Raw genomic sequence first — 21,602 nt, 5'->3', positions numbered from 1 at the left:
GGTGGGGGTGGGTGGGGTGATCGTGCCCGTCCCCCGACGTCTCGTGGGCGGCTGCCTGTCGGTGGGGGTGGGTGGGGTGGAGCGTCGCCCTGCTCGTGCGTTGCGCTGGCGGCTGCCTGCCGGTGGGGTGATGTCCCGGGGACTGCGGTGCGCCCCCGACGGCGAATGGGCCCCACGGGAAGACCGTCAGCCGATGTCCTCCTCGCACGAGTGGCGGGGGGGGGAAACACCCCGCGCCGCAGGCGCGGGCAACCCCCGCGGCGGGAGAGCCGCAAGCCACACCCGTCAGCGGGTGGCGCGGGCCGCGGCGATGCGGGCGGCGGGGGTGGGGTGCGTGCCCCAGAGGAGGTGGAGGGCCCGCGGCGGTGAGGGTTCGGCGACGTTCACCGCCGTGAGGCGGCGCTGCATGGCGATGAAGCCGGCGGAGTCGCCGGTGAGGGCGAGCGCGTGGTGGTCGGCGCGGCGTTCCACCCGGCGGGAGAGGGCACAGCCGAAGGGGCCGGCGAGGGCGGCGCCGGTCGCGGCGGTGGCGGCGAGGAGCCAGGCGGTGCGGGGGTCGGCGAAGTGGGTGGTGCCCGCGGCGGTGAGGAGAGGGGACCAGGTCACGGCGAGGGCGAGGAGGCAGACGCCGGCCGCGGCCCCGAGGGCACCGAGGGCGGTGCCGCGGGGGACGTCGCGGTGGACGACGTGGCCGAGTTCGTGGGCAACGACGAGTTCGACCTCGCGCGGCTCGGCGGTGGAGAGGAGCGTGTCGTAGGCGACGATCCGCCGGGTCCGGCCGAAGCCGGAGACGTACGCGTTGAGCGCCGTGGTGCGGCGCGACGCGTCGGCGACGAGCACGTCCCGTACGGTGACGCCGTCACGTGCGGCGAGGGAGAGCAGCGCGTCCCGCAGGGGCCCGGCGGGCATGGGCGTGAAGCGGTTGAAGAGCGGCTCGAACACCACGGGGGCCGCCCAGGAGAGCGCGACGGTGACGGCCGCGGCGCCGAGCGCGGCCCAGGCCCACCACCAGCGGGTGACGCCCGCGAGCGCGTACACGGCGAAGAGCGCCCCGGCGACGAGCGGCAGCGAGATGAGCAGGCCGCGGAGCTGGTCCGCCGCCCAGCCGCGCCAGCTCTGGGTGACGAGGCCGAAGCGGGACCGTACGACGCGGCCGCGGGCGGCGAAGGGCAGGGTGAGGAGCTGCGGCAGCAGGACGAGTGTGAGCGCGGCGCCCGCCACGCGCCCGGCCCAGGCCCCGCCGAACGCGGCGACGAGGTGTGCCCCGGCGGGGGTGAGGCCGAGGGTGAGGAGCAGCGCGAGGTTCGCGGCGCGGCCGGCGAGGGCGACGGGCCACACGCCCTGGCGCAGCGCCCTGGCCCGGGCGATGTGCTCGGGGGTGAAGTCCGCGTCCGCGGGGTTTTCCGGTGAGGCTTCCGGCCGGCTCATCGTGCGTCCCCCCGGCTTCCCGGCCCGGCGGTTGCGGGACCCCGGGCGCTCCGTTCCCGCCCGGGGAGACCGCCGCGCAGCCCCCGCTCACCTCGGCTCACGGTCGCGGAGTCCCGTCTCACGTCAGCTCCTGCCGGACGTACGTGCGCCAGCGCGCCGTGAAGGCGGCCAGGCTCAGGTGCAGGTGCGCCTGGAGGACCGCGTCCAGGGGCGTGCCCGTGCCGGCCGCGCGGTAGACGGCTGTCAGGGTCGCCGGGGACCACTGGTCCGCGATCAGGCGGTTGGCCAGCCAGCCGCCCTCGTACGCCTGCGGGAGGGCGGGCGCGGTGGGGCGGAAGTCGGCGTTGGCGGGGAGGGCGGCGGGAATGTGGCCCGCGGTGACGTCCTGGGCGAGTTCGGGGGCGATCTCCGGGGCCGTGCGGCCGGAGTCGCGGTAGGCGGCCCAGTCGGCGAAGCCCTCCGAGAGCCACAGGGGGGTGTGGGAGGTGGTGGCGAGCCGGGTCGCCACGTGGGTCGTCTCGTGCGTGAGCACGACCTGCCGGCCGAAGGCGGAGAGGCGGCCGAAGGCGGCGGGGTTGACGAGCACCCGGTCGGCCGGGGCGGCGGCGCTGCCGCCCAGCTCGCCCGTGGTGACGGCGGCGATGCCGCGGTAGTCGTCGGGGTCGGCGGCGAGCAGCGCGCCGAGCTGGTCAAGGGTCCCGGGCGCCTCGACGACGACGCTGCCGGGCCAGCCCGCCTTCCCCCACGCCCGCTGCACCTGCGGCACCGCGCGGTCGGCGTCGGCGGCGTAGCCGCGCAGCGTCGCGGTGTCGACGAGGCCCAGTACGAGGCTGTGCGTCCCCCGTACGGCCGTGACCTTGCCCTGGTCCCACAGCTGTACGGCGGTGCGCTTGCCCGCGGAGGCCCCGTCGTCGTCCGCGGCGACGTACCAGTGCCCGGCGCGGCGGGTGAAGGTCAGGTATTCGGTGGAGAGGACCGGCCGGGCGTCGTAGCCGCGCAGCCGGTAGCTCAGCTCGACCTCGGCGGCGGTGCGCACGGTGCCGCCGGCGTCGGCGGTGGGCGGGAGCGGGAAGGCGCCCGTGCGGACGAGGCGGTAGGACCAGGCGGCGAGCGGGACCTCCGCGATGTCGTCGAACATCCGCCGCTGGGCGGCGTAGTAGCGGGTCGCCCGCGGGTCGGCGCCCGCGAGGAAGGCCTGCCGGTCCCGGTGCAGGAGCGCCGTCGCGCGCCGGGTGAGGAGTTGCTGGAGGGCGGGGTCGGCCGTGGCGGTCCGGCGGGGGGCCGCGCTCCCGCTGCCGCCGGTGCAGGCGGTCAGCCCGGCGAGGGCGCCGGTGAGGGCGCCGATCGCGGAGCGTCTCGTGGGCGGCGCGGTCATGGGGCGATCGTACGGGGCGGGCCCCGCCGCTCGCCCTAGGGGCGGACCACCGCGGTGACCGGCATCATCGACACCGGGTCGTAGCGGACCCGGGCGCCGGGGTAGGGGGCGTGGATGACGCGGCCGTCGCCGACGTACATCGCCACGTGGCTGGCGTCGTTGCGGTAGATGACGAGGTCGCCGGGGCGGGCCTGGGAGAGGGGGACGCGGCGCCCGGCGTGGGCCTGCTCCTGGGAGGTGCGCGGGAGGGAGACGCCCGCGCGGGAGTAGGCGTACTGCATCAGGCCCGAGCAGTCGAAGGAGTGGGGGCCGGTCGCGCCCCACACGTAGGGGGCGCCGAGGACCTGGTGGGCGGCGGCCACGGCGAGGGCGGCGCGGCCGGAGGCGGCGGGGAGGTCGCCGAGCGGCGGCAGCAGCGGGAAGGGCCGGAAGGAGCGGTCGGCCGTGCCGGGGGCGTAACGGGCCCGCTGGGCGGCGGGGAGGGTGCGCAGGAGTTGCCGGGCCTGGGCGAGGGCGTGCTGGACGGCGGCCTTGCGGCGGGTCAGCTCCGCGGTGGCCTGGGCGAGTTCGGTGAGCTTGCCCGCGGCCTGGGCGTGCCGGCCGTCCAGGGCCTGCTGGGCGGACCGCAGTTCGTCCAGCCGCCCGGCCTGCCGGGCGCCGAGGCGGGTGAGGGTGGCGGCCTGGTCGAGGAAGCCGCGCGGGTCGTCGGACAGGAGCAGCGCGAGGGTGGGGTCGAGGGCGCCGCCGCGGTACTGCGCTGCGGCGAGCCGGCCGAGTCCCGTGCGCAGTTCGTTGATTCGCTGCTGGCCCTGCGCGGCGCGCTGCTGGAGGCTCGCGAGGTCGGCGCCGAGCTGCCGGGTGCGTTCGGTGGCGGCGTCGTACGCCTGGGTGGCCGCTTCGGCCTGCTGGTAGAGCCGGTCGAGGCGGGCGGTGGTGCCGGCCGCCGTCGCGGACGGGTCGGCCGCGGCGGGCTGGGCGGCGCCGCCGGTGAGCGCCGCGGTGGCCGCGGCCGCGGCGGTGAGCACGGTGAGCCGGGTGGCACGGGCGGCCGGGCCCGGCTGCGGTGCACGTCGATGGGATGCCACGGCAGCCGACAGTAGCCAGTCGGGCACGTACCGTACAAACGCGGTGAGCGGCGCAGCGACCCGCACATGTGCGCGGGGGTGGTCGCCGCGCAGGTCAGCCGACCGGCACGCGGGCGGGGACGGAAACGGCACCACCCGAACGCCGTAGCGTCCGGGCGGTGTTGCGGGTCGGCCCCGGCGGGATCAGCCCAGAGGGGAGCGGCTCAGATGCGGACGCCGAACTGGAAGGGCATGTTGCTCATGGCCTCGTAGCGCACGACCGTGCCCGGCTTGGGGGCGTGCAGCACCTGGCCGTCGCCGGCATAGAGGCCGACGTGGTGGTGGTCGCCGTAGAAGATGATGAGGTCGCCGACCTTGAGGTCGGACTTGGAGTAGATGCGCGTACCGGCGTTGGCCTGCTCCGCCGCGGTGCGGGGGATGGACACCCCGGCCTGGCGGTAGGCCCAGGAGGTGAGGCCGGAGCAGTCGAAGGTGTTGGGGCCGGAGCCGCCGTACACGTAGGACTTGCCGATCTTGGACTGCGCGGCGGCGAAGGCGCTGGCGGCGTACTTGCTGGCGGACGTGCCGCCCAGCGGGGCGCGGCCGGTGTCGCGGTTGGCGCGGGCCTGGTCGTTGGATATCTGCTGGCGCTGCGCTGCGGTGAGCCCGTTGAGTATGGACTGCGCCTGCGCGAGCTTGTCCTTGGCCTCGGTCTTGCGCTTGGCCAGCTCGGTCTTGGTGGACTCCAGTTCGGCGAGTTTCGCCGTGGCCTGCGCGCGCTCCTGGTCCAGGGTCCGCTTGGCGTTCTGGAGCTGCTGGAGGGCGCTGGTCTGGATCGAGCTGACCTGGTCAAGGGCGGAGGCCTGGTCCAGGTAGCTGTCCGGGTTGGACGAGAGGAAGAGCTGCAGCGACGGGTCGATGCCACCGGTGCGGTACTGCGAGGCCGCGATCACACCTAGGCCGTCGCGCAGCGTGTTGAGGTGCTGCTGCTGCCGGGCCACCTGGTCCTGGAGCGAGCTGGCCTCACCCTGCAGCGACTTGAGCTTCTCGTTCGCCGCGTCGTACTTCTCGGTGGCCTGCTCCGCCTGCGTGTAGAGCGCGTCCACCTGGGCCTTGGCGTCCTTGACCGTGGTGGGCTTGCTGGGCTTGGCAGGAGCGGCGTTGGCAGCCTGGGCGGACAGCGCGACGGCCGCCGCAGCGGTCGCGGTCAGCACGGTCACACGCGTGCGGCTTGCCGGCTTGGGTCGACGGTGGGACGCCACGAAGGCGAGCTCCTTCTTCCTTCAGCCGCCTACCGGTTGACGACTGGCGGGCGGCCTCCGAGCGCCATCCGGATTGGATGATCGACTGCGCGGAGGTACGAGGCCTGACCTTAGTGACCTTTCCGTGATCGGTTCAAATCCCGGAAGGCAAAATCTCGACCGGTTCAAGTTTTCTTTACACGCTTTCAACGCAGCGTGATGACCGATTCACACAGGGTGCGTACTAGTGCGCTGGTGAACGCCCGCACGGACGTACGGGCGCACGGGAATGGTGAACGGACTTGCGGAGGCGCCGGATTCAGACCCGGGCGAGGCGTCGCAGCAGCAGCGTGGAGGCGACGGGCCGGGCCCCCGACTTGGCGACGCCGTCGGCGACCTCACGGTCGGCGGAGACGACGACGATCTGCCGCCCGGGCGGTTCGGCCCGCACCAGCCGCCGGATCAGCTCGTCCGCGGTCTCCCCGGCCTTGCTGAACAGCACCCGCACCCCGCGCGGCGGCGCGAGCAGCACCGGCATGTCGAGGTCGGCGCCGTCGAAGACGCACGTCACCTCGGCGCCGCTCTGCGCGGCGAGCGCCGCGAGGCCGCCGAGCAGCCGCAGCCGCTGCTTCTCCAGCGGCAGCGCGGGATAGCCGGTCTTGGTCACGTTGTAGCCGTCGACCACCAGGTGCGCCTGCGGCAGCGCCAGCAACTGGTCGAGCAGCGCCGGGTCGTTGGCAGACAGCGCCCGGGTGGCGATGTCCCGCGCGCTGAACGTCCCCGGCGCGACCGCGTCCACGGTGTCCGCGGGCAGCACGCCCATCGTGTCCCGCGGCGGCAGGGCCAGCTCGCGGCGCAGCCCGGCCGCCGCGTCCAGCACGGTGTCGAGCAGCAGCCGCAGCCGTACGTCCTCAACGCTGCGCCCCTCGCGCACGGCCCGGCGGCCGGCCTCGACCGCCGCCTCGGCCTCCGCGAGCCGGGCGCGCAGCCGGCGGGCCTCGCTGTCGGCGGCGGTCCGCTCCTGCGCGGCCGACGTGCGCAGCTCGTCGACCTCCGTCTGCAGCCGGCGCTGCGCGGCCTCCGCGCGCTTGACGTCGCTGAGGGCGCTGCGCAGCTTGCGGTGCAGCGCGTCGCCCTCCTTGCGCACGGACTCCAGCTCGGCCCTCGCGCGCGCGGCCTCGGCCCTGCCGTGCTCGTGCAGCGCCTCGACCTCGGCGCGCAGGGCGGCCAGCTCGCGCAGCGCCTCCTCGTCGGCCCGCTCGGCATCCGCCCGCTGGGCCTCCTCCCCCGCGGTGGCCACCAGCTTCGCCCAGCCCGCCGGGCGCAGCAGATACGCGGCGGCCGCGACGTCCAGCGGGTCGGCGGCCGGCGGCGGGGTGCCGTCCTCCAGCGCCCCCGCGAGCTCGGCCTGCGAATCCCGCAGCCGCCCGGCCACCCGCTGCCGGAAGGCCGGGTCGTGCTCCAGGGCGGCGGCCAGCGCCGTACCGGCGTACTTCACCCGGCGGCTGGGCGTGAAGCGGGCGTAAGGGCGGAGCGAGACGGGAAGCTCCTGGTAGGTGAAGCTGCCGAACGCGTCGGCGGCGATGGCGACCACCCGGTGGCGTACGCCCTCGGGCAGCGGCCGGTCGAGCGCAGGCTCGTCGAGCGCGGAGTCGGCGGACGCAGGCTCGGCAGACGCAGCCTCGTCGCGCGCGGGCTCGGCAGACGCGGGCTCGTCAGACGCAGCCTCGTCGAGCGCGGGCTCGTCAGACGCAGCCTCGTCAGACGCAGCCTCGTCGGACGCGGGCTCGTCGGACCCAGGCTCGTCGGACGCGGGCTCGTCAGACGCAGCCTCGTCGGACCCAGGCTCGTCGGACGCGGGCTCGTCGGACCCAGGCTCGTCGGACGCGGGCTCGTCGGACCCAGGCTCGTCGGACGCGGGCTCGTCGGACGCGGAGTCCGGCCCGCCGTGCGCGGCGGACGGCCCGGACGCGTCCGCCGGAGTGCCGGGTCCGGAACCGGACTGCTCGGCGGCCGTCGGCTCGGCAGGCTCCACCGCGGCCCCGTCCGTCCCGGGGCGCGGAAAACCGCCGCTTCCGTCCACCAGTCACTCCCGTCCGAATCTGCCGACGACCCTCGGCGTCCTCCCGGCCCCCTTCGATGACAACGCCTGCTTCTATTGTCCCCGTCCAGGCGTCAACCAGACGCGGAACCGCCCCCGGCGGCACTTTCCGCACTGCTGTTCCCGTCGTCACCGTCCGCGGCCGCGCCCGGCCGGTCGACCAGCTCGATCCGGTCCACCGCGTTGCACCAGCGGCAGCGCACCGACTCCACGGTCTCGGCCAGCACCTCGGTCTCCTCCACGGACGGCTCGCCCGCCAGGTCCAGGTGCACGTACTCCACGACCCGCGAGGAGCGGGTGACGTCGAAACGCGTCAGGTTTCCGCACAGCGTGCAGCGCCACCGCGTGGTCGCGGTCGGCAGGGGAACCGGCATGGCTGGTACCTCTTCCTGTCGGGAGCGTGCGTCCCGGTCACCCTACGGCCTTTCGTGTGCGGCGCGCTGCGGCGAGGCGGCCTATGTCCGTTACGACCGCTGCGTCATGATCAGTGCATGGTCATCCCGGTGTACGACAAGAACCCGGTCCGCCGTACGCCGGTCGTCACGTACGGGCTGATCGCCCTGTGCACCGCCGTCTTCCTGCTCGGCCCGCTGTCCGGCTTCCTCCCCGCCTACGGCACCGGGCACGCCCTCGCGTGCCGGCAGGCGCTCTACTTCGACCGCTGGGGCGTCGTCCCCGCCGAGCTGTTCCACGCCCGCCCCTCCGCTGCAGCCCTCGGCCTGCCCGCGGGCTGCAGCGCCGCCGACCCGTACCCGCCGTCGCCGTACCTGTCCGTGCTCACGTCGATGTTCCTGCACGGCAGCTGGCTGCACCTGATCGGCAACATGCTCTTCCTCTACGTCTTCGGCGACAACGTCGAGAACCGCATGGGCCGGGTGCGCTTCGCCCTCTTCTACCTCGCCGCCGGCTACCTCGCCACGTACGCCTTCGCGCTCGCCCACTCCGCCGACACGCAGAGCCTCGTCGGCGCGTCCGGCGCGATCTCCGGCGCCCTCGGGGCGTACCTCTACCTCTACCCGCGGGCCCGGGTCACCAGCCTGTTCCCCTTCCTCTTCTTCGTCCCGCTGCGCTTCCCGGCGTGGGTGGTGCTCGGCTTCTGGTTCGTGCTCCAGTGGTTCGCCGCGCAGTCCGCCGCCGCGGGCCCGGGGGTGGCCTACCTCGCCCATGTCGTGGGCTTCGCCTTCGGCTTCTGCTGGGCGTGGGCCTGCTACCGGCCCCGGTCTAAGCTGAGCGTCATCGCCGGGACGACCCAAGGAGACGCGCAGCCGTGATCACCGCGATCGTGCTCATCAAGACCACCGTGGACAGGATCCCCGAGATCGCCGAGTCGATCGCGGCGCTCGACAACGTCAGCGAGGTCTACTCGGTGACCGGCACGTACGACCTCGTCGCCCTCGTCCGGGTGGGCAAGCACGACGAACTGGCCGACATCATCCCCGGCCGCATCAGCAAGATCCCCGGTGTGGAGGCCACGGACACGCACGTGGCCTTCCGCACGTACTCCCAGCACGACCTGGAGGCCGCGTTCGCCATCGGCCTCGACTCGTGACCTTTCCCTTGCGCAGGGGGCAAGCGTTCTGAGGGGCGCGTGGGGGCACCGCCCAGGCGCCCCTGAAAACGCGCACCGCCCCACGCACAGGGCAGCTCTCTCCCGGATCAAGCCCCCGGGGCGACCGGCACGCAGCGGCCGGCTTCCGTGGCGTAGGTCCAGGCCGCGCCCTCGCGGACGAGAGTGGTCAGCGCGGCCACGAAGCGCGAGATGTCCTCGACGGGCGTGCCGGCGCCGAAGCTCACCCGCACGGCGTTGCCGTTGAACCCCGCCCCGGGGTCAGGGGATCCGCACGCCCCGAGGTCCTCCGTGTCGGTGCCGAGGAGGCGGCGGACGAGCGGGTGGGCGCAGAAGAGCCCGTCCCGCACGCCGATGCCGTACTCCGCGGAGAGCGCCGCCGCGAGGTGCGAGCTGTTCCAGCCGCGGACGACGAAGCTGAGCACGCCGACCCGGGCGGAGTCCTCACCGAAGAGCGACAGCACCCGGACCTCGGGGATCGCGGCGAGGCCGTCCCGCAGCACCTTCAGCAGCTGCCGCTCGCGCGCTTCGAGCCGGTCGAAGCCCGCCTCGGTGAGGGCGCGGCACGCGGAGGCGATCGCGTAGGCGCCGATGACGTTCGGCGATCCGGCCTCGTGCCGGGCGACGGTGGTGTGCCACTCGGTCTCGACCTGCCCGTCGGCCCGCCGGACGACGGTACGGGTGGCGCCGCCGCCCGCGAGGTAGGGCTCGGCCTCGCGCAGCCAGTCGGCGCGGCCGGCGAGGACGCCGGAGCCGAAGGGCGCGTAGAGCTTGTGGCCGGAGAAGGCGACCCAGTCGACGTCCAGCTCGGAGATGTCCACGGCCTGGTGCGGCACCAGCTGCGCGGCGTCCAGCACGATACGGGCGCCGTGCCGGTGTGCGGCGGCGGCCAGTTCGCGCACCGGCCACAGCTCACCGGTCACGTTGGAGGCGCCGGTGACGCACACCAGCTTGGGCCCCTTGGGCGCGCCGTGCAGGGCGACGTCGAGCGCGGCGACGGCCTCCTCGGGGGTGTGCGGGGCGGCGAGGCAGACGACCTCGGCGTCGGTGGCCCGCTGCCAGGGCAGCAGCGCCGCGTGGTGCTCGGTCTCGAAGACGAACACCCGGGTCCCGGCGGGCAGCGCGGCGGCCAGCAGGTTGAGCGAGTCGGTGGTGGAGCGGGTGAAGACCACCTGGTCGGCGGGGCGGCAGCCGAGGAACTCGGCGACCGTGGCGCGGCTCTGCTCGAAGAGGTCCGTGGACAGCTGGGAGAGGTACCCCGCGCCGCGGTGCACGCTGCCGTAGTAGGGGGCGTACGCGGCCACGTCGTCCCACACCCGCTGGAGCGCGGGGGCGCTCGCGGCGTAGTCGAGGGCGGCGTAGGTGACGTCGCTGCCGGTCACGAGCGGGACGGTGACGTCCCGGCCGAGCACGGGCAGCGGCTCGCAACAGGCGGGGTCGGCGGAACCGGTGGCGTCGGTGGCGGCGGACACGGTGGTTGCGGTCATGGCGATCTCCTGGCACGAGAGCAGCGGGCGGCGGCGCGCCTCGGCGGCAGGCGACAGGCCTGCGCGGGCGACGGAAGCCGTCGGACGGCTGGATGGCAGCGGACGAGGTGGTGGACCGGTGCACTGACGGCACCGCGGAAAGGCGGAACCGGGGCCGAAAGGCCCTATCGCATTCGCTTGCGCATGAGAGAACTCCCCAGTCCGGCTTGCTGTGAGCCCTGCTGCTCACAGCCTGGTCATCACCCGGGGCACCCCGCCTCGGACGGAGGGTTGCCGGACAGCGAGCCGGGGCCTTTGCGCTGTCACTCGTGACCTGAAAGGGATTCTGCCACAGCCCCGCGCACGCGCAAGGCGCCGTCCGCAGTGCGGACGGCGCCTGTCGAAGCGGGTGCGGCGGGGCTCAGGCGTTGCTGGCCGCGGCCCAGCGCTCGAGCACCGCGGCGGCCGCGCCGGAGTCCAGCGACTGCGCGGCCCGCTCGACGCCGGCGGCCAACTGCTCCTCCAGCGTCCCGATGCCGGGCTCCAGGGCGACGAGCGCGGCCGCGGAGTTGAGCAGCACCGCCTCGCGGACCGGGCCGGTCCCGCCGGCCAGGACGCGCCGGGCGACGTCGGCGTTGTGCGCCGGGGAGCCGCCGCGCAGCGCGTCGACGGGCACCAGGCCGATGCCGATGTCGCGCGGGTCGAAGGACTGGTGGGTGACCTTGCCGTCGCGGACCCACCACACCTGGGAGGTGGCGGTGGTCGTGAGTTCGTCCAGGCCGTCGTCACCGCGGAAGACCAGTGCGGACGAGCCGCGTTCGGCCAGCACCCCGGCCATGATCGGCGCGACCCGGGCGTTCGCGACGCCGGTGGCCTGCGCCCGTACCCGGGCCGGGTTGGTGAGCGGGCCGAGGAAGTTGAAGGTCGTGGCGACCCCCAACTCGCCGCGCGCGGTGGCCACATGGCGCAGGGCGGGATGGAACTTCACGGCGAAGCAGAAGGTGATGCCCGCCTCTTCTGCGACCTCCACGACCCGGTGCGGCGGCAGGTCCAGGTTCACCCCGAGGTGGCTCAGCACGTCGCTGGCGCCGCTCGCGGAGGACGCGGCGCGGTTGCCGTGCTTGACGACCTTCGCACCGGTGCCCGCGACCGTTATGGCCGACATGGTGGAGATGTTGACGGTCTTGGCGCGGTCGCCGCCGGTACCGACGATGTCGACCGTGGGACCGGGCACCTCGATGGTCTTGGCGTGCGCGTACATCGCCCGCACCATGCCGGTGACTTCCTCGACCGTCTCCCCCTTGGCGCGCAGCGCGACCGCGAAGCCGGCGATCTGCACGTCGGTGGCGCTGCCGGTCATGATCTGGTCCATCGCCCACGCCGTGTCCTCGGCGTCCAGATCCTGCCCCGAGATCAGCGCGGTCAGCACGTCCGGCCAGGACCGGAGCGATCCCGTGCCGGTGCTCTCTGCCGGGTTCACAACGCTCATGGTTACGCTCCTACCTCGCCCTCGGGCCGTGGGGGCCCACCCTATCGGCAGGCGGCACCACTCAGGCGGCGCCGGGGGTGCCTCCCGGGCGAAGCTCCGGGGGCGGAACTGGGCGGCAAACCCACCACCGGCCGGTGGCCCGGCAACCGCCCGCACCACCCCTCCGGGACGGAAGAAGCCGGGCGGGCACCCGCGAAGGGCACCCACCCGGCTCAGCGGACCGCAGGTCGGTCAGTGGTGACCGTGGCCGCTCGTGATCTCGTCGTACTCCTCGACCGTCGGCTTCGGGATCTGGCTGTGCTCGCCGTAGTAACCGCGCGACAGCTTGGCCCGGAGCTTGGTGACGGGGCTGGTCTTGCGCTCGACACCGTTCTCGTCGACCGCGGGGCCGATCTCCAGCGGCTGCGGCTGCTCGTGCGCGGTGAGCATGTGCAGCTGCTCCTGCGGGAGCGGCTCGTGGACCTCGATGAACTCGCCGTGCGGGAGCCGCTTGATGATGCCGGTCTCGCGACCGTGCAGCACCTTCTCGCGGTCCCGGCGCTGGAGGCCGAGGCAGATCCGCTTGGTGACCCAGAACGCGATCACCGGCAGGACGAAGAAGCCGATCCGCACGGCCCAGGTGATCGTCTCGATCGACAGGTGGAAGTGCGTGGCCCACAGGTCGTTGCCGCCGCCGATGAGGAGCGTGAAGTACAGCGTCAGCCAGGCCACACCCAGTCCGGTGCGCACCGGGCGGTTGCGCGGGCGGTCCAGCAGGTGGTGCTCGCGCTTGTCACCGGTGATCCAGGACTCGATGAACGGGTAGACGCCGATGGCCACCAGGACCAGCGGGAAGATTATCAACGGGATGAACACACCCAGCACGAGCGTGTGGCCCCATGCGTTGATCTCCCAGCCGGGCATCACCCGGATCAGGCCTTCGGGGAAGCCCATGTACCAGTCGGGTTGGGCACCCGTCGACACTTGGTCCGGCCGGTACGGGCCGATCGCCCAGATCGGGTTGACCGTCGCGATGGCCGCGAGGGCCGCGATGACACCGAAGACCAGGAAGAAGAAGCCGCCCGCCTTGGCCGTGTAGATCGGGAGCAGCGGCATGCCGATGACGTTCTTCTCGGTCTTGCCCGCGCCCGGGAACTGCGTGTGCTTGTGGTACACGACGAGGATCATGTGCGCGGTCACGAGGGCCGCCATGATGCCGGGGAACAGCAGGATGTGCACCGAGTAGAAGATCGGCACGAAGTTGTGGCCGGGGAACTCGCCGCCGAAGATGAACATCGACAGGTACGTTCCGATGACCGGCGTGGAGAGGATCGCGCCGTCCACGAACCGGACACCGGTGCCGGACAGCAGGTCGTCGGGCAGCGAGTAGCCGGTGAAGCCCTCGAAGCAGCCGATGAACAGCAGCGTCCAGCCGAAGAGCCAGTTCAGCTCACGCGGCTTGCGGAACGCACCCGTGAAGAAGATGCGCATCATGTGCACGAGCATGCCCGCGAGGAAGATCAGAGCCGCCCAGTGGTGGATCTGACGGATCAGCAGACCGCCGCGCACCTCGAAGCTGATGTGCATGGTGGAGGCGTACGCCTCCGACATCCGCTGGCCCTGGAGCGGGGCGTACGGGCCGTGGTAGATCGTCTCGGCCATGCTGGGGTGGAAGAACAGCGTCAGGTACACACCCGTGAGGATGAGGATGATGAAGCTGTAGAGGCAGATCTCGCCCAGCATGAACGACCAGTGGTCGGGGAAGATCTTCCGCAGATTGGCTTTGCCGACCTTGTAGAGCCCGAGCCGCGCGTCTGTCCACTCCGCGACTTTCTGGCCTGCAGGTTTCGGGCCCCGGCGAGTGTTCGTCGAGGCGGTCTCAGTCGATGTACTCATCCGCGCTCCCAGAAGGCCGGACCGACGGGAACCTCGAAGTCGCCCATGGCGACCAGATTACCCTCACCATTGACGCTGATACGCAGCTGCGGCAGCCGGTGCCCGGCCGGCCCGAAGAGCACTCGCGCACCGTCCGACAGGTCGAACGTCGACTGGTGGCAGGGGCACAGCACGTGGTGCGTCTGCTGCTCGTAGAGGCTGACGGGGCAGCCGACGTGCGTGCAGATCTTCGAGAAGGCGACGATCCCCTCGTGGGACCAGTCGAGTTCCTTCTTGTCCTTGATGTCCTCCGGCTTGATCCGGACGACCATCAGGGCGGCCTTCGCGAGCTGCTCCTGGAAGTCCTCGTCGTCCTCGCTGAGGCCTTCGGGGTTGGCGAAGGTGAGCGAGCCGACGGCGATGTCCTCGGGGCGCAGCGGCTTGTTGGTGTTCGGGTTGATCAGCGCCTTGCCCTTGGCCCACGCGGTGTGGCGGAGCTTGTCCTCCGGCAGCGGACCGAGGTCGCGCAGAATCACCACGGCCGACAGCGGGACCAGCGTGAGCGCGCCGAGCATGGTGTTGCGCACCAGCTTGCGGCGGCCGAAGCCGCTCTCCTGCACGCCCTGCTTCCACTGCTCTTCCATCGTGGCGCGCAGCTCTTCGTCGGCGCCGGCGGAGTGCCGCTCGTCGGCCATCTCCTCGTCCGACATCAGGGTGCGGGCCCAGTGGACGGCACCCGCGCCGAGTCCCAGCAGCGCGACGGCGAGCGTCAGGCCGAGGGAGAAGTTCAGCGCGCTGACGTGGCCGAACGGGAAGATGTAGACGTACTTGCCGACCGGGAAGATCACGAAGCACGCGATGAAGGCGATGGTGCCGATCATCGAGAGGGTGAACAGCCCGGCGACGACGCGCTCGGAGTGCTTCGCCGCCTTCTCGTCGATGTCCTGGCGGCGGTACTCGTGCTCGGGGTGCCCCGGGTCGCCGAAGGGGTCGCGGTGGACCGCGGTCTCGGCGCCGTGGCCGCCCCCGGCGGCCGGCAGGTGCTCGTGTGGCTCTGACACGTCGTTGGATCCGGTTTCGCTCATGACTTCTTGGCCTTAGTCGTCCGGGCCGCGATCCAGGCGGCGATGGCGATCAGCGTGCCGAGGCCGAAGACGTAGGCGAACAGACCCTCGGGCACCGGGCCGAAGCCGCCGAGCGTGAAGCCGCCCGGGTTCTTGGACTGTGCGGTGTCGACCTCGTTCAGGTACGCGATGATGTCCTGCTTCTGCTGCTGCGGCATCGTCGTGTCCGGGAAGGACGGCATGTTCTGCGGGCCGGTCTGCATGGCCTCGTAGATGTGCTTGGGCTCGACACCCTTCAGCGTGGGGGCGTACTTGCCATCGGTGAGGGCACCACCCTTGCCGACGAAGTTGTGGCACTGCGCGCAGTTGGTGCGGAACAGCTCGCCGCCCTTGGCGACGTCACCGCCTGCCGGGTCGTACTGGTTCGCCGTCGGGGCCACCGGGCCGGGGCCGAGCGAGGCGATGTACGCGGCCAGCTGGTCGATTTCCTGCTGGCTGTACTGCTTCTTCTTCTTCTGGACCTGCGGGCCGGGCTGCTGCGCGGGCATCCGGCCGCTGCCGACCTGGAAGTCCACCGCCGCGGAGCCGACGCCGACCAGGCTCGGGCCGTCGGAGCTGCCCTGCCCGTGAGCGCCGTGGCAGCTCGCGCAGCCCACCGAGAACAGCTTCTGTCCCTCGGTGATCGCGATGGACTGGGAAGAGTCGTCGGCCTGCGCCTTGGGTGCCGGAGAGAGCGCGGCGTACAGCCCCCCGGTGGCCGCTAGCGCGAAGAGTAGGACGACGAGCGCCGCCAGCGGGTGGCGCCGTCGTGCGGAGAGCTTTTTCACGGATTACCCCGGTGTCAGGATCTCTTGTCTCGATGCTTCGGGTTGTGCCTGTCCGGCACCGTGCTGTGGTACGCGACCGACTACTTGATCAGGTAGATCGTGGCGAAGAGGCCGATCCAGACGACATCGACGAAGTGCCAGTAGTAGGAGACGACGATCGCAGCGGTGGCCTGCTGGTGCGTGAAGCGCTTGGCCGCGTACGTACGGCCCAGCACCAGCAGGAAGGCGATCAGACCACCCGTCACGTGCAGCCCGTGGAAGCCGGTGGTCAGGTAGAACACCGAGCCGTACGGGTCCGAGCTGAGGGAGATCCCGTCCTTCTTGACCAGGTTCGTGTACTCGAAGATCTGCCCGCCGATGAACACCGCGCCCATGATGAACGTCACGATGAACCAGGAGCGCAGCTTCTTCACGTCACCGCGCTCGGCGGCGAACACGCCCATCTGGCAGGTGAAGGAGGAGAGCACCAGGATCGTGGTGTTCGTCGCGGAGAACGGCACGTTCAACGCATGCGCGTGTTCCTTCCAGAAGTCGGCACCCGTGACCGACCGAAGGGTGAAGTACATCGCGAAGAGGGCCGCGAAGAACATCAGCTCGGAACTCAGCCAGATGATGGTTCCGACGCTGGTGAGGTTCGGCCGGTTGACCGACGGGTGCGCGTGCCCGGTTTCTACTGCTGTTGCTGTCGCCACGTCCGTCATTATGTCGGTCGCTTATCTGGCGCTCACTCCGGGGGTCCCCTTCGGTGTGTCAAGGTCCTTCGCGCGACCGTGTCCAGCGGCGTTGAGGTCACCCGGACGGGGGACGGCCGGACGCGCCAGCGGATCCGGAGGTGCTCCGGCCCCTCCACGGAAGGCCCTCGCGGGAGTAGCATCGGCAAGCACTTGAGAAAGCGTTCACGAGCTTCGAGGAGCCAGGATGCAGGCGACCGCCACGGTGCTGGTCTACAGCGACGACGCCAACACCCGGGAGCAGGTCCGGCTCGCCGTCGGCCGCCGGCCCGCCGCGGACCTGCCGCCGGTGGAGTTCGTGGAGTGCGCGACGCTGCCCGCGGTCCTGACCGAGCTGGGCAACGGCGGTATCGACGCCTGCATCCTGGACGGCGAGACGGCTCCGGCGGGCGGGATGGGCGTGTGCCGCCAGATCAAGGACGAGATCTTCCGCTGCCCGCCGGTGCTGGTGCTCATCGGGCGCCCGCAGGACGCCTGGCTGGCCACCTGGAGCCGCGCGGACGCCGCCGTCACGCACCCGGTGGACCCGGTGGCGCTGAACGACACGCTCGCCGTGCTGCTGCGCCGCAGCGTCCCGGGGGCCGCTGAGCCCTCGAAGGCCGTCGCGGCCCGCTAGCGGGCCGCTCAGGCCGTCTCGGGGCGCAGCCGGGCGGGGTTGGACAGTGGTGACATCGGGCCGCCACCGCCGGACGTGGAGCCCTGCTGCGCGCTCGGCGCCGTGGCCTTGCCCAGGGCACTGCCCTTGAGCCACTGGGCCTCGTCGAGGTTCCAGTCGCCGAATCCGTTGTCGAACGGCGTCATCGTCGCGCCGTGGCTGTTGACGACCTGGACGATGTCGCCGGGGCGCACGTGGTCGAAGAACCAGTGCGCGTCGTCGGTGCTCATGCCCGTGCAGCCGTGGCTGACGTTGGCGTACCCCTGGGAGCCGACGGACCAGGGCGCGGCGTGCACGTATTCGCCGCTCCATGTCACCCGGGTGGCCCAGTAGACGGGCAGGTCGTACGAGTCGGAGCTGCCCGCGGCGATGCCGACGGTGGTGCTCTTCATCTGTACGAAGCTCTCCTTGGCCAGCACCACCTTGATGCCGTTGCGGGTGTCGAAGCCGGGCTTGCCCGTGGTGACGGGCAGGGTGCGGACGACCTTGCCGTCGTCCTTGAAGGTCATCTGGTCGGTCGCCGCGTCCGTGACCGCCTCGATGCGGTCGCCGGTCTGCAGCGTGAGCGGCTTGTCCGCGCCGCCGAAGAGCTTGTCCTGGACCTTGACCCCGCCCAGCGTGCTGGTGGCCGTTATCCGGGCGTGCGCGGGCCAGTAGGCGCTGGGGCGGTAGTGCAGGGTGCGGTCGTCGACCCAGTACCAGGAGCCGGGGGACGCCGCCGGGCTGGCGCTCACCTGGAGGTGGGACTCCACGACGGCACGCGCCGCCGGGGACTTGACCGGGACGCTCAGCGCCGCGGTGATGGGCTGCCCGACGCCGTACGTGCCCGCGTCGGGGCCGAAGGTGACGTGCAGGCCGGCGTCGGCCGGGGTGGTGTCGAAGGTCAGCGTCTTGCGGCCGGGGTGGCCGTCGGAGTCCTCGGTGCTCACCCGGACCGTGTAGTGGGCGCCGGCGGCCAGCGCGGTGGTGGACTGCCAGCTGCGGCCGTCCTCGCTGAGCTTGCCCGCCACGAAGCGGCCGGCGGCGTCGGTGGCCGTGACGTCGGTGATCCGGCTGCCGTCGTCCTTGACGGTGACCTTGAGCGGCTTGCTGGGGTCGGCCTTGCCGCCGTCCGCGATGGAGTACGCCACCTTGGCCGCGGACTCGTGGGGCGGCTCCGCCAGCGGGTTGCCGTCGCCGCTGCATGCGGTGAGCCCCACCGCGAGGGGAGCCGCGAGCAGGGCCGCGGCACCTGGTGGGGTGCCGCGGCCCGCCCTGGGCAGTGGTGCGGTCAGACCGCGGTCACTGCGTGCGGTCCACACCGCGGTAGTACTCGAACACCCAGCCGAAGACACCCATCAGGATGACCGGCATCGAGAAGAACAGCAGCCACCAGCCGAAGATGATGCCCATGAAGGCCAGGGCGCCACCGGCGGCCAGCATCAGCGGCTGCCAGCTGTGCGGGCTGAAGAAGCCCAGCTCCCCCGCGTCGTCCGCGACGTCGGCGTCCTCGCGGTCCATCGCCCCGGTGTCCGCCCGGTTGGCGGTGAAGCCGAGGTAGAACGCGATCATCGTGCACAGGCCGAAGCCCAGGAACAGCGCGGTGGTGCCGGCCGGCTCCTTCGACCAGAGGCCGTAGACGACGGCCACCGCGAGGATGAAGGCCGCGAAGCCGCCGAACATCCATCCTTGGACCTTCACTCGCCCGCTCCCTTGCCCTCAGCGCCGGAAATAGCCGAACTGCTCGCGCCGTGGCCCGCCAGGGCGTCGATCGCCGCGATCTCCGGGTGGTGCAGGTCGAACGCCGGGGATTCGGAGCGGATACGCGGCAGCGAGGTGAAGTTGTGCCGCGGCGGCGGGCAGGACGTCGCCCATTCGAGCGAACGGCCGTAGCCCCACGGGTCGTCGACCTCGACCTTCTTGCCGTACTTCGCCGTCTTCCACACGTTGTAGAGGAACGGCAGTATCGACAGACCGAGCAGGAACGAACTGATCGTCGACACCGTGTTCAGCGTGGTGAAGCCGTCGGCCGCCAGGTAGTCGGCGTAGCGGCGGGGCATGCCCTCGACGCCGAGCCAGTGCTGCACCAGGAAGGTGCCGTGGAAGCCGAAGAAGAGCGTCCAGAAGGTGATCTTGCCGAGCCGCTCGTCGAGCATCTTGCCGGTCATCTTCGGCCACCAGAAGTGGAAGCCGGCGAACATCGCGAAGACGACGGTGCCGAACACCACGTAGTGGAAGTGCGCCACCACGAAGTACGAGTCGGACACGTGGAAGTCCAGCGGCGGCGCGGCCAGGATGACGCCGGTCAGACCGCCGAAGGCGAAGGTGATCAGGAAGCCGATCGCCCAGAGCATCGGTGTCTCGAAACTCAGCGAGCCCTTCCACATGGTGCCGATCCAGTTGAAGAACTTCACACCGGTCGGTACCGCGATCAGGAAGGTCATGAAGGAGAAGAACGGCAGCAGCACACCGCCGGTCACGTACATGTGGTGCGCCCACACCGTCACGGAGAGACCCGCGATGGAGATGGTCGCGGCCACCAGGCCGATGTAACCGAACATCGGCTTGCGCGCGAAGACCGGGATGACCTCGGAGATGATGCCGAAGAAGGGCAAGGCGATGATGTACACCTCTGGATGGCCGAAGAACCAGAAGAGGTGTTGCCACAACAGCGCTCCGCCGTTCGCGGAGTCGAAGACGTGCGCCCCGAATTTCCGGTCGGCCTCCAGGGCGAGCAGCGCCGCGGCCAGCACGGGGAAGGCGAGCAGGACCAGCACGGCGGTCAGCAGCACGTTCCACACGAAGATCGGCATGCGGAACATCGTCATGCCCGGTGCGCGCATGCAGATGATCGTGGTGATGAAGTTGACCGCGCCGAGGATGGTGCCGAAGCCGGAGAGGGCCAGACCCATGATCCACATGTCCGCGCCGACGCCCGGCGAGTTGACCGCGCTGGACAGCGGCGAGTACGCGAACCAGCCGAAGTCCGCCGCACCCTGCGGGGTCAGGAAGCCGCCGACCGCGATGAGCGAGCCGAACAGGTACAGCCAGTAGGCGAACATGTTCAGCCGCGGGAAGGCGACGTCGGGCGCGCCGATCTGGAGCGGCATGATCCAGTTCGTGAAGCCCGCGAACAGTGGTGTCGCGAACATCAGCAGCATCACGGTGCCGTGCATCGTGAAGGCCTGGTTGAACTGCTCGTTCGACATGAACTGGTTGCCGGGCCGCGCCAGCTCCGCGCGCATCAGCAGCGCCATCACGCCGCCGATGAGGAAGAACGCGAACGACGTGACCAGGTACAGCGTGCCGATCGTCTTGTGGTCGGTGGTGGTCAGCCACTTGACGGCCACGGAGCCGGGGCTCTTGACGCGGGCCGGGATCTCATCCTCATAGGAGTCGTCGGCCGGTGCCGCGCCGTGCGGTTCGTTGAGAATGCTCATGTGGTCTTGGGCTCCGAGTTCTTCGCGTTGCCCGTCGTGGCGACTCCGGACGGGAGGTACCCCGTCTTGCCCGCCTTGGCGAGATCCTTCAGGTGCTGCTGGTACTCGTCGGGCGTCACGACCTTCACGTTGAAGAGCATCCGCGAGTGGTCCACGCCGCACAGTTCGGCGCACTTGCCCATGAACGTGCCACGCTTGTTCGGGGTCACCTCGAAGACGTTGGTGTGGCCCGGGATGACGTCCTGCTTCATCAGGAAGGGCACGATCCAGAAGGAGTGGATCACGTCCCGCGAGGTCAGCACGAAGCGCACCGTCTGGCCCTCGGCCAGCCACAGCGTCGGGCCCGGGTTGCCGGTGTCGGGGTCCACGCTCGCCGGGGTGCCGACGTCGTAGACGCCCTCGGCGCCCTTCGGGAAGAGCAGCTTGTTCGCCGGGATCCCGGACAGCTCCGGCGGGACCGTGGCACCGGTCGACGGGTCACCGTCGACGTTCTCCAGGTAGTTGAAGCCCCAGCTCCACTGGAAGCCCACCACGTTGACCACGTGGTCGGGCTTCTTCGACGTCGCGAGAAGCTTGTTCTCGTCGCGCGCGGTGAAGTAGAAGAGCACCGCGATCACCACGATCGGGACGATCGTGTAGAGCGCCTCGATGGGCAGGTTGTAGCGGGTCTGCGGAGGGACCTCGACCTTGGTCCGGCTGCGCCGGTGGAAGATCACGCTCCACAGGATCAGGCCCCAGACCAGGCAGCCGGTCGCCAGCGCCGCGGCCCAGGAGCCCTGCCACAGGGCGAGGATCCGCGGAGCCTGTTCGGTGGCCGGGCTCGGCATGCCGAGCCGGGGATAGTCCTTGTAGGAGCAACCGGTGGCCATAGCAAGGACCAGGCCCGCAGCCAGCGCCTGCGGGAGCCTCCGCCGCAACCCGCGCCGTGACGTGGAGGAACCTCCCACGCCCTGGGGGCTGTGGGCGGGGGTACCTCCCATGCCCTCCGGGCGGGGGGGGAGGTCGGAGCCGTTGGGACTCACGTAGCGCCTTCCCGAGAGTCTCGCCCGCTCGTCCGGGTGTTCCGGCCGTGTGCTGGTCGGTCGGCCCGGGCTGCAGGCATTGAGGTGTGGATGTTTATGCGGACCAAACCCTACTGGACGCTATTTGGGGTCGCGCGGGGAGGGGGTCCAACGCGCCGGGGCGCACCCCGAAGGGGTGGAATCCCACGCTCAGGGCGTCTTTCTGACGCCCATTGACCGGGCGCCGGCCGCTCCGCGCGTCACCGCACCGGCGGTACGGGCGCCCGCCGGGCGCGGCCCGCGCGGCGGTAGCGTGCGGG

The 21,602-nt window shown here is 71.6% G+C and carries 19 protein-coding genes and 1 riboswitch; of the genes, 3 read left to right on the top strand and 16 right to left on the bottom strand.

Annotated elements, in window-relative coordinates:
- Positions 1-285: 285 nt before the first annotated feature.
- From IH54_RS0125305 to IH54_RS0125275, 6 genes are all read right to left on the bottom strand, one after another.
- Positions 286-1,428, bottom strand: a complete 1,143-nt coding sequence (locus IH54_RS0125305) for a M48 family metalloprotease (protein WP_052397854.1) — start codon at positions 1,426-1,428, stop codon at positions 286-288.
- Positions 1,429-1,546: 118 nt separating this feature from the next.
- Positions 1,547-2,803, bottom strand: a complete 1,257-nt coding sequence (locus IH54_RS0125300; RefSeq protein ID WP_031520870.1) for a hypothetical protein — start codon at positions 2,801-2,803, stop codon at positions 1,547-1,549.
- A gap of 35 nt (positions 2,804-2,838) precedes the next feature.
- On the bottom strand, positions 2,839-3,888 hold the full coding sequence (locus IH54_RS0125295; RefSeq protein ID WP_031520869.1) for a C40 family peptidase: 1,050 nt from the start codon (positions 3,886-3,888) through the stop codon (positions 2,839-2,841).
- A gap of 203 nt (positions 3,889-4,091) precedes the next feature.
- Complete coding sequence (locus IH54_RS0125290) at positions 4,092-5,129, bottom strand: C40 family peptidase (RefSeq protein WP_031520867.1); 1,038 nt, start codon at positions 5,127-5,129, stop codon at positions 4,092-4,094.
- A gap of 298 nt (positions 5,130-5,427) precedes the next feature.
- A complete protein-coding gene (locus tag IH54_RS0125285; protein ID WP_031520873.1) occupies positions 5,428-6,726 on the bottom strand; it encodes an NYN domain-containing protein in 1,299 nt (432 codons plus the stop codon).
- A 557-nt stretch (positions 6,727-7,283) separates the two neighbouring features.
- Positions 7,284-7,583 carry a hypothetical protein gene (locus IH54_RS0125275; protein ID WP_234343821.1) on the bottom strand — a complete coding sequence of 100 codons (300 nt, stop codon included), beginning with the start codon at positions 7,581-7,583 and terminating at the stop codon, positions 7,284-7,286.
- Positions 7,584-7,700: 117 nt separating this feature from the next.
- Between IH54_RS0125275 and IH54_RS0125270 the strand changes: the two genes are divergently transcribed.
- Positions 7,701-8,480: a rhomboid family intramembrane serine protease gene (locus tag IH54_RS0125270; RefSeq protein ID WP_031520863.1), complete on the top strand. Its 780-nt coding sequence runs from the start codon at positions 7,701-7,703 to the stop codon at positions 8,478-8,480.
- Entirely contained in the window at positions 8,477-8,758 is a 282-nt protein-coding gene (locus IH54_RS0125265) for an Lrp/AsnC family transcriptional regulator (protein ID WP_031520861.1), read from the top strand. The genes IH54_RS0125270 and IH54_RS0125265 overlap by 4 nt, the downstream gene beginning before the upstream one ends.
- Before the next feature lie 107 nt (positions 8,759-8,865).
- On the opposite strand, the gene IH54_RS0125260 is transcribed toward IH54_RS0125265, so the two are convergent.
- From IH54_RS0125260 to IH54_RS0125235, 6 genes are all read right to left on the bottom strand, one after another.
- Positions 8,866-10,263, bottom strand: a complete 1,398-nt coding sequence (locus tag IH54_RS0125260) for an aminotransferase class V-fold PLP-dependent enzyme (protein WP_052397853.1) — start codon at positions 10,261-10,263, stop codon at positions 8,866-8,868.
- 197 nt (positions 10,264-10,460) lie between these two features.
- A riboswitch (SAM riboswitch) is annotated at positions 10,461-10,577 on the bottom strand.
- Between the two features lie 86 nt (positions 10,578-10,663).
- Positions 10,664-11,731 carry an anthranilate phosphoribosyltransferase gene (trpD, locus tag IH54_RS0125255; protein ID WP_031520857.1) on the bottom strand — a complete coding sequence of 356 codons (1,068 nt, stop codon included), beginning with the start codon at positions 11,729-11,731 and terminating at the stop codon, positions 10,664-10,666.
- Between the two features lie 231 nt (positions 11,732-11,962).
- Positions 11,963-13,606, bottom strand: a complete 1,644-nt coding sequence (locus IH54_RS0125250) for a cytochrome b (protein WP_031520855.1) — start codon at positions 13,604-13,606, stop codon at positions 11,963-11,965.
- Positions 13,603-14,670: a ubiquinol-cytochrome c reductase iron-sulfur subunit gene (locus IH54_RS0125245; RefSeq protein WP_031520852.1), complete on the bottom strand. Its 1,068-nt coding sequence runs from the start codon at positions 14,668-14,670 to the stop codon at positions 13,603-13,605. The genes IH54_RS0125250 and IH54_RS0125245 overlap by 4 nt, the downstream gene beginning before the upstream one ends.
- Complete coding sequence (locus IH54_RS0125240) at positions 14,667-15,476, bottom strand: c-type cytochrome (RefSeq protein ID WP_031520850.1); 810 nt, start codon at positions 15,474-15,476, stop codon at positions 14,667-14,669. Before IH54_RS0125240 ends, IH54_RS0125245 begins: the two co-directional genes overlap by 4 nt.
- Positions 15,477-15,556: 80 nt before the next feature.
- Positions 15,557-16,177, bottom strand: a complete 621-nt coding sequence (locus IH54_RS0125235) for a cytochrome c oxidase subunit 3 (RefSeq protein ID WP_031520847.1) — start codon at positions 16,175-16,177, stop codon at positions 15,557-15,559.
- A 217-nt stretch (positions 16,178-16,394) separates the two neighbouring features.
- On the opposite strand from IH54_RS0125235, the gene IH54_RS0125230 reads away from it, so the two are divergent.
- Complete coding sequence (locus IH54_RS0125230) at positions 16,395-16,823, top strand: response regulator transcription factor (protein ID WP_031520845.1); 429 nt, start codon at positions 16,395-16,397, stop codon at positions 16,821-16,823.
- A gap of 8 nt (positions 16,824-16,831) precedes the next feature.
- Here IH54_RS0125230 and IH54_RS0125225 read toward each other — a convergent pair whose 3' ends face one another.
- Genes IH54_RS0125225 through IH54_RS0125210 form a run of 4 tightly spaced genes read right to left on the bottom strand, consistent with a single transcriptional unit; the run spans position 16,832 to position 21,261 of the window.
- On the bottom strand, positions 16,832-18,124 hold the full coding sequence (locus IH54_RS0125225; RefSeq protein WP_078862515.1) for a L,D-transpeptidase family protein: 1,293 nt from the start codon (positions 18,122-18,124) through the stop codon (positions 16,832-16,834).
- 19 nt (positions 18,125-18,143) lie between these two features.
- Positions 18,144-18,542 (bottom strand): cytochrome c oxidase subunit 4, encoded by a 399-nt coding sequence (locus tag IH54_RS0125220; RefSeq protein ID WP_031520841.1) that lies wholly within the window; start codon positions 18,540-18,542, stop codon positions 18,144-18,146.
- Complete coding sequence (ctaD, locus tag IH54_RS0125215) at positions 18,539-20,281, bottom strand: cytochrome c oxidase subunit I (RefSeq protein ID WP_031520839.1); 1,743 nt, start codon at positions 20,279-20,281, stop codon at positions 18,539-18,541. The genes IH54_RS0125220 and ctaD overlap by 4 nt, the downstream gene beginning before the upstream one ends.
- On the bottom strand, positions 20,278-21,261 hold the full coding sequence (locus IH54_RS0125210; RefSeq protein ID WP_052397852.1) for a cytochrome c oxidase subunit II: 984 nt from the start codon (positions 21,259-21,261) through the stop codon (positions 20,278-20,280). Before IH54_RS0125210 ends, ctaD begins: the two co-directional genes overlap by 4 nt.
- Between the last annotated feature and the right edge of the window lie 341 nt (positions 21,262-21,602).

This window comes from Streptomyces sp. NRRL F-5123 (assembly GCF_000721495.1).
Taxonomy (GTDB): Bacteria; Actinomycetota; Actinomycetes; order Streptomycetales; family Streptomycetaceae; genus Actinacidiphila.
Note: the sequence above shows the minus strand (reverse complement) of the source record. Positions and strands in the feature narration are given on the sequence as shown.

Coding starts and splice junctions, on each gene's coding strand:
- IH54_RS0125230 (WP_031520845.1), top strand. CDS start 16,395: ATGCAGGCGACCGCCACGGTGCTGGTCTACAGCGACGACGCCAACACC.
- IH54_RS0125245 (WP_031520852.1), bottom strand. CDS start 14,670: ATGAGCGAAACCGGATCCAACGACGTGTCAGAGCCACACGAGCACCTG.
- IH54_RS0125270 (WP_031520863.1), top strand. CDS start 7,701: ATGGTCATCCCGGTGTACGACAAGAACCCGGTCCGCCGTACGCCGGTC.
- ctaD (WP_031520839.1), bottom strand. CDS start 20,281: ATGAGCATTCTCAACGAACCGCACGGCGCGGCACCGGCCGACGACTCC.
- IH54_RS0125260 (WP_052397853.1), bottom strand. CDS start 10,263: ATGACCGCAACCACCGTGTCCGCCGCCACCGACGCCACCGGTTCCGCC.
- IH54_RS0125300 (WP_031520870.1), bottom strand. CDS start 2,803: ATGACCGCGCCGCCCACGAGACGCTCCGCGATCGGCGCCCTCACCGGC.
- IH54_RS0125275 (WP_234343821.1), bottom strand. CDS start 7,583: ATGCCGGTTCCCCTGCCGACCGCGACCACGCGGTGGCGCTGCACGCTG.
- IH54_RS0125250 (WP_031520855.1), bottom strand. CDS start 13,606: ATGAGTACATCGACTGAGACCGCCTCGACGAACACTCGCCGGGGCCCG.
- IH54_RS0125305 (WP_052397854.1), bottom strand. CDS start 1,428: ATGAGCCGGCCGGAAGCCTCACCGGAAAACCCCGCGGACGCGGACTTC.
- trpD (WP_031520857.1), bottom strand. CDS start 11,731: ATGAGCGTTGTGAACCCGGCAGAGAGCACCGGCACGGGATCGCTCCGG.
- IH54_RS0125210 (WP_052397852.1), bottom strand. CDS start 21,261: ATGGGAGGTACCCCCGCCCACAGCCCCCAGGGCGTGGGAGGTTCCTCC.
- IH54_RS0125235 (WP_031520847.1), bottom strand. CDS start 16,177: ATGACGGACGTGGCGACAGCAACAGCAGTAGAAACCGGGCACGCGCAC.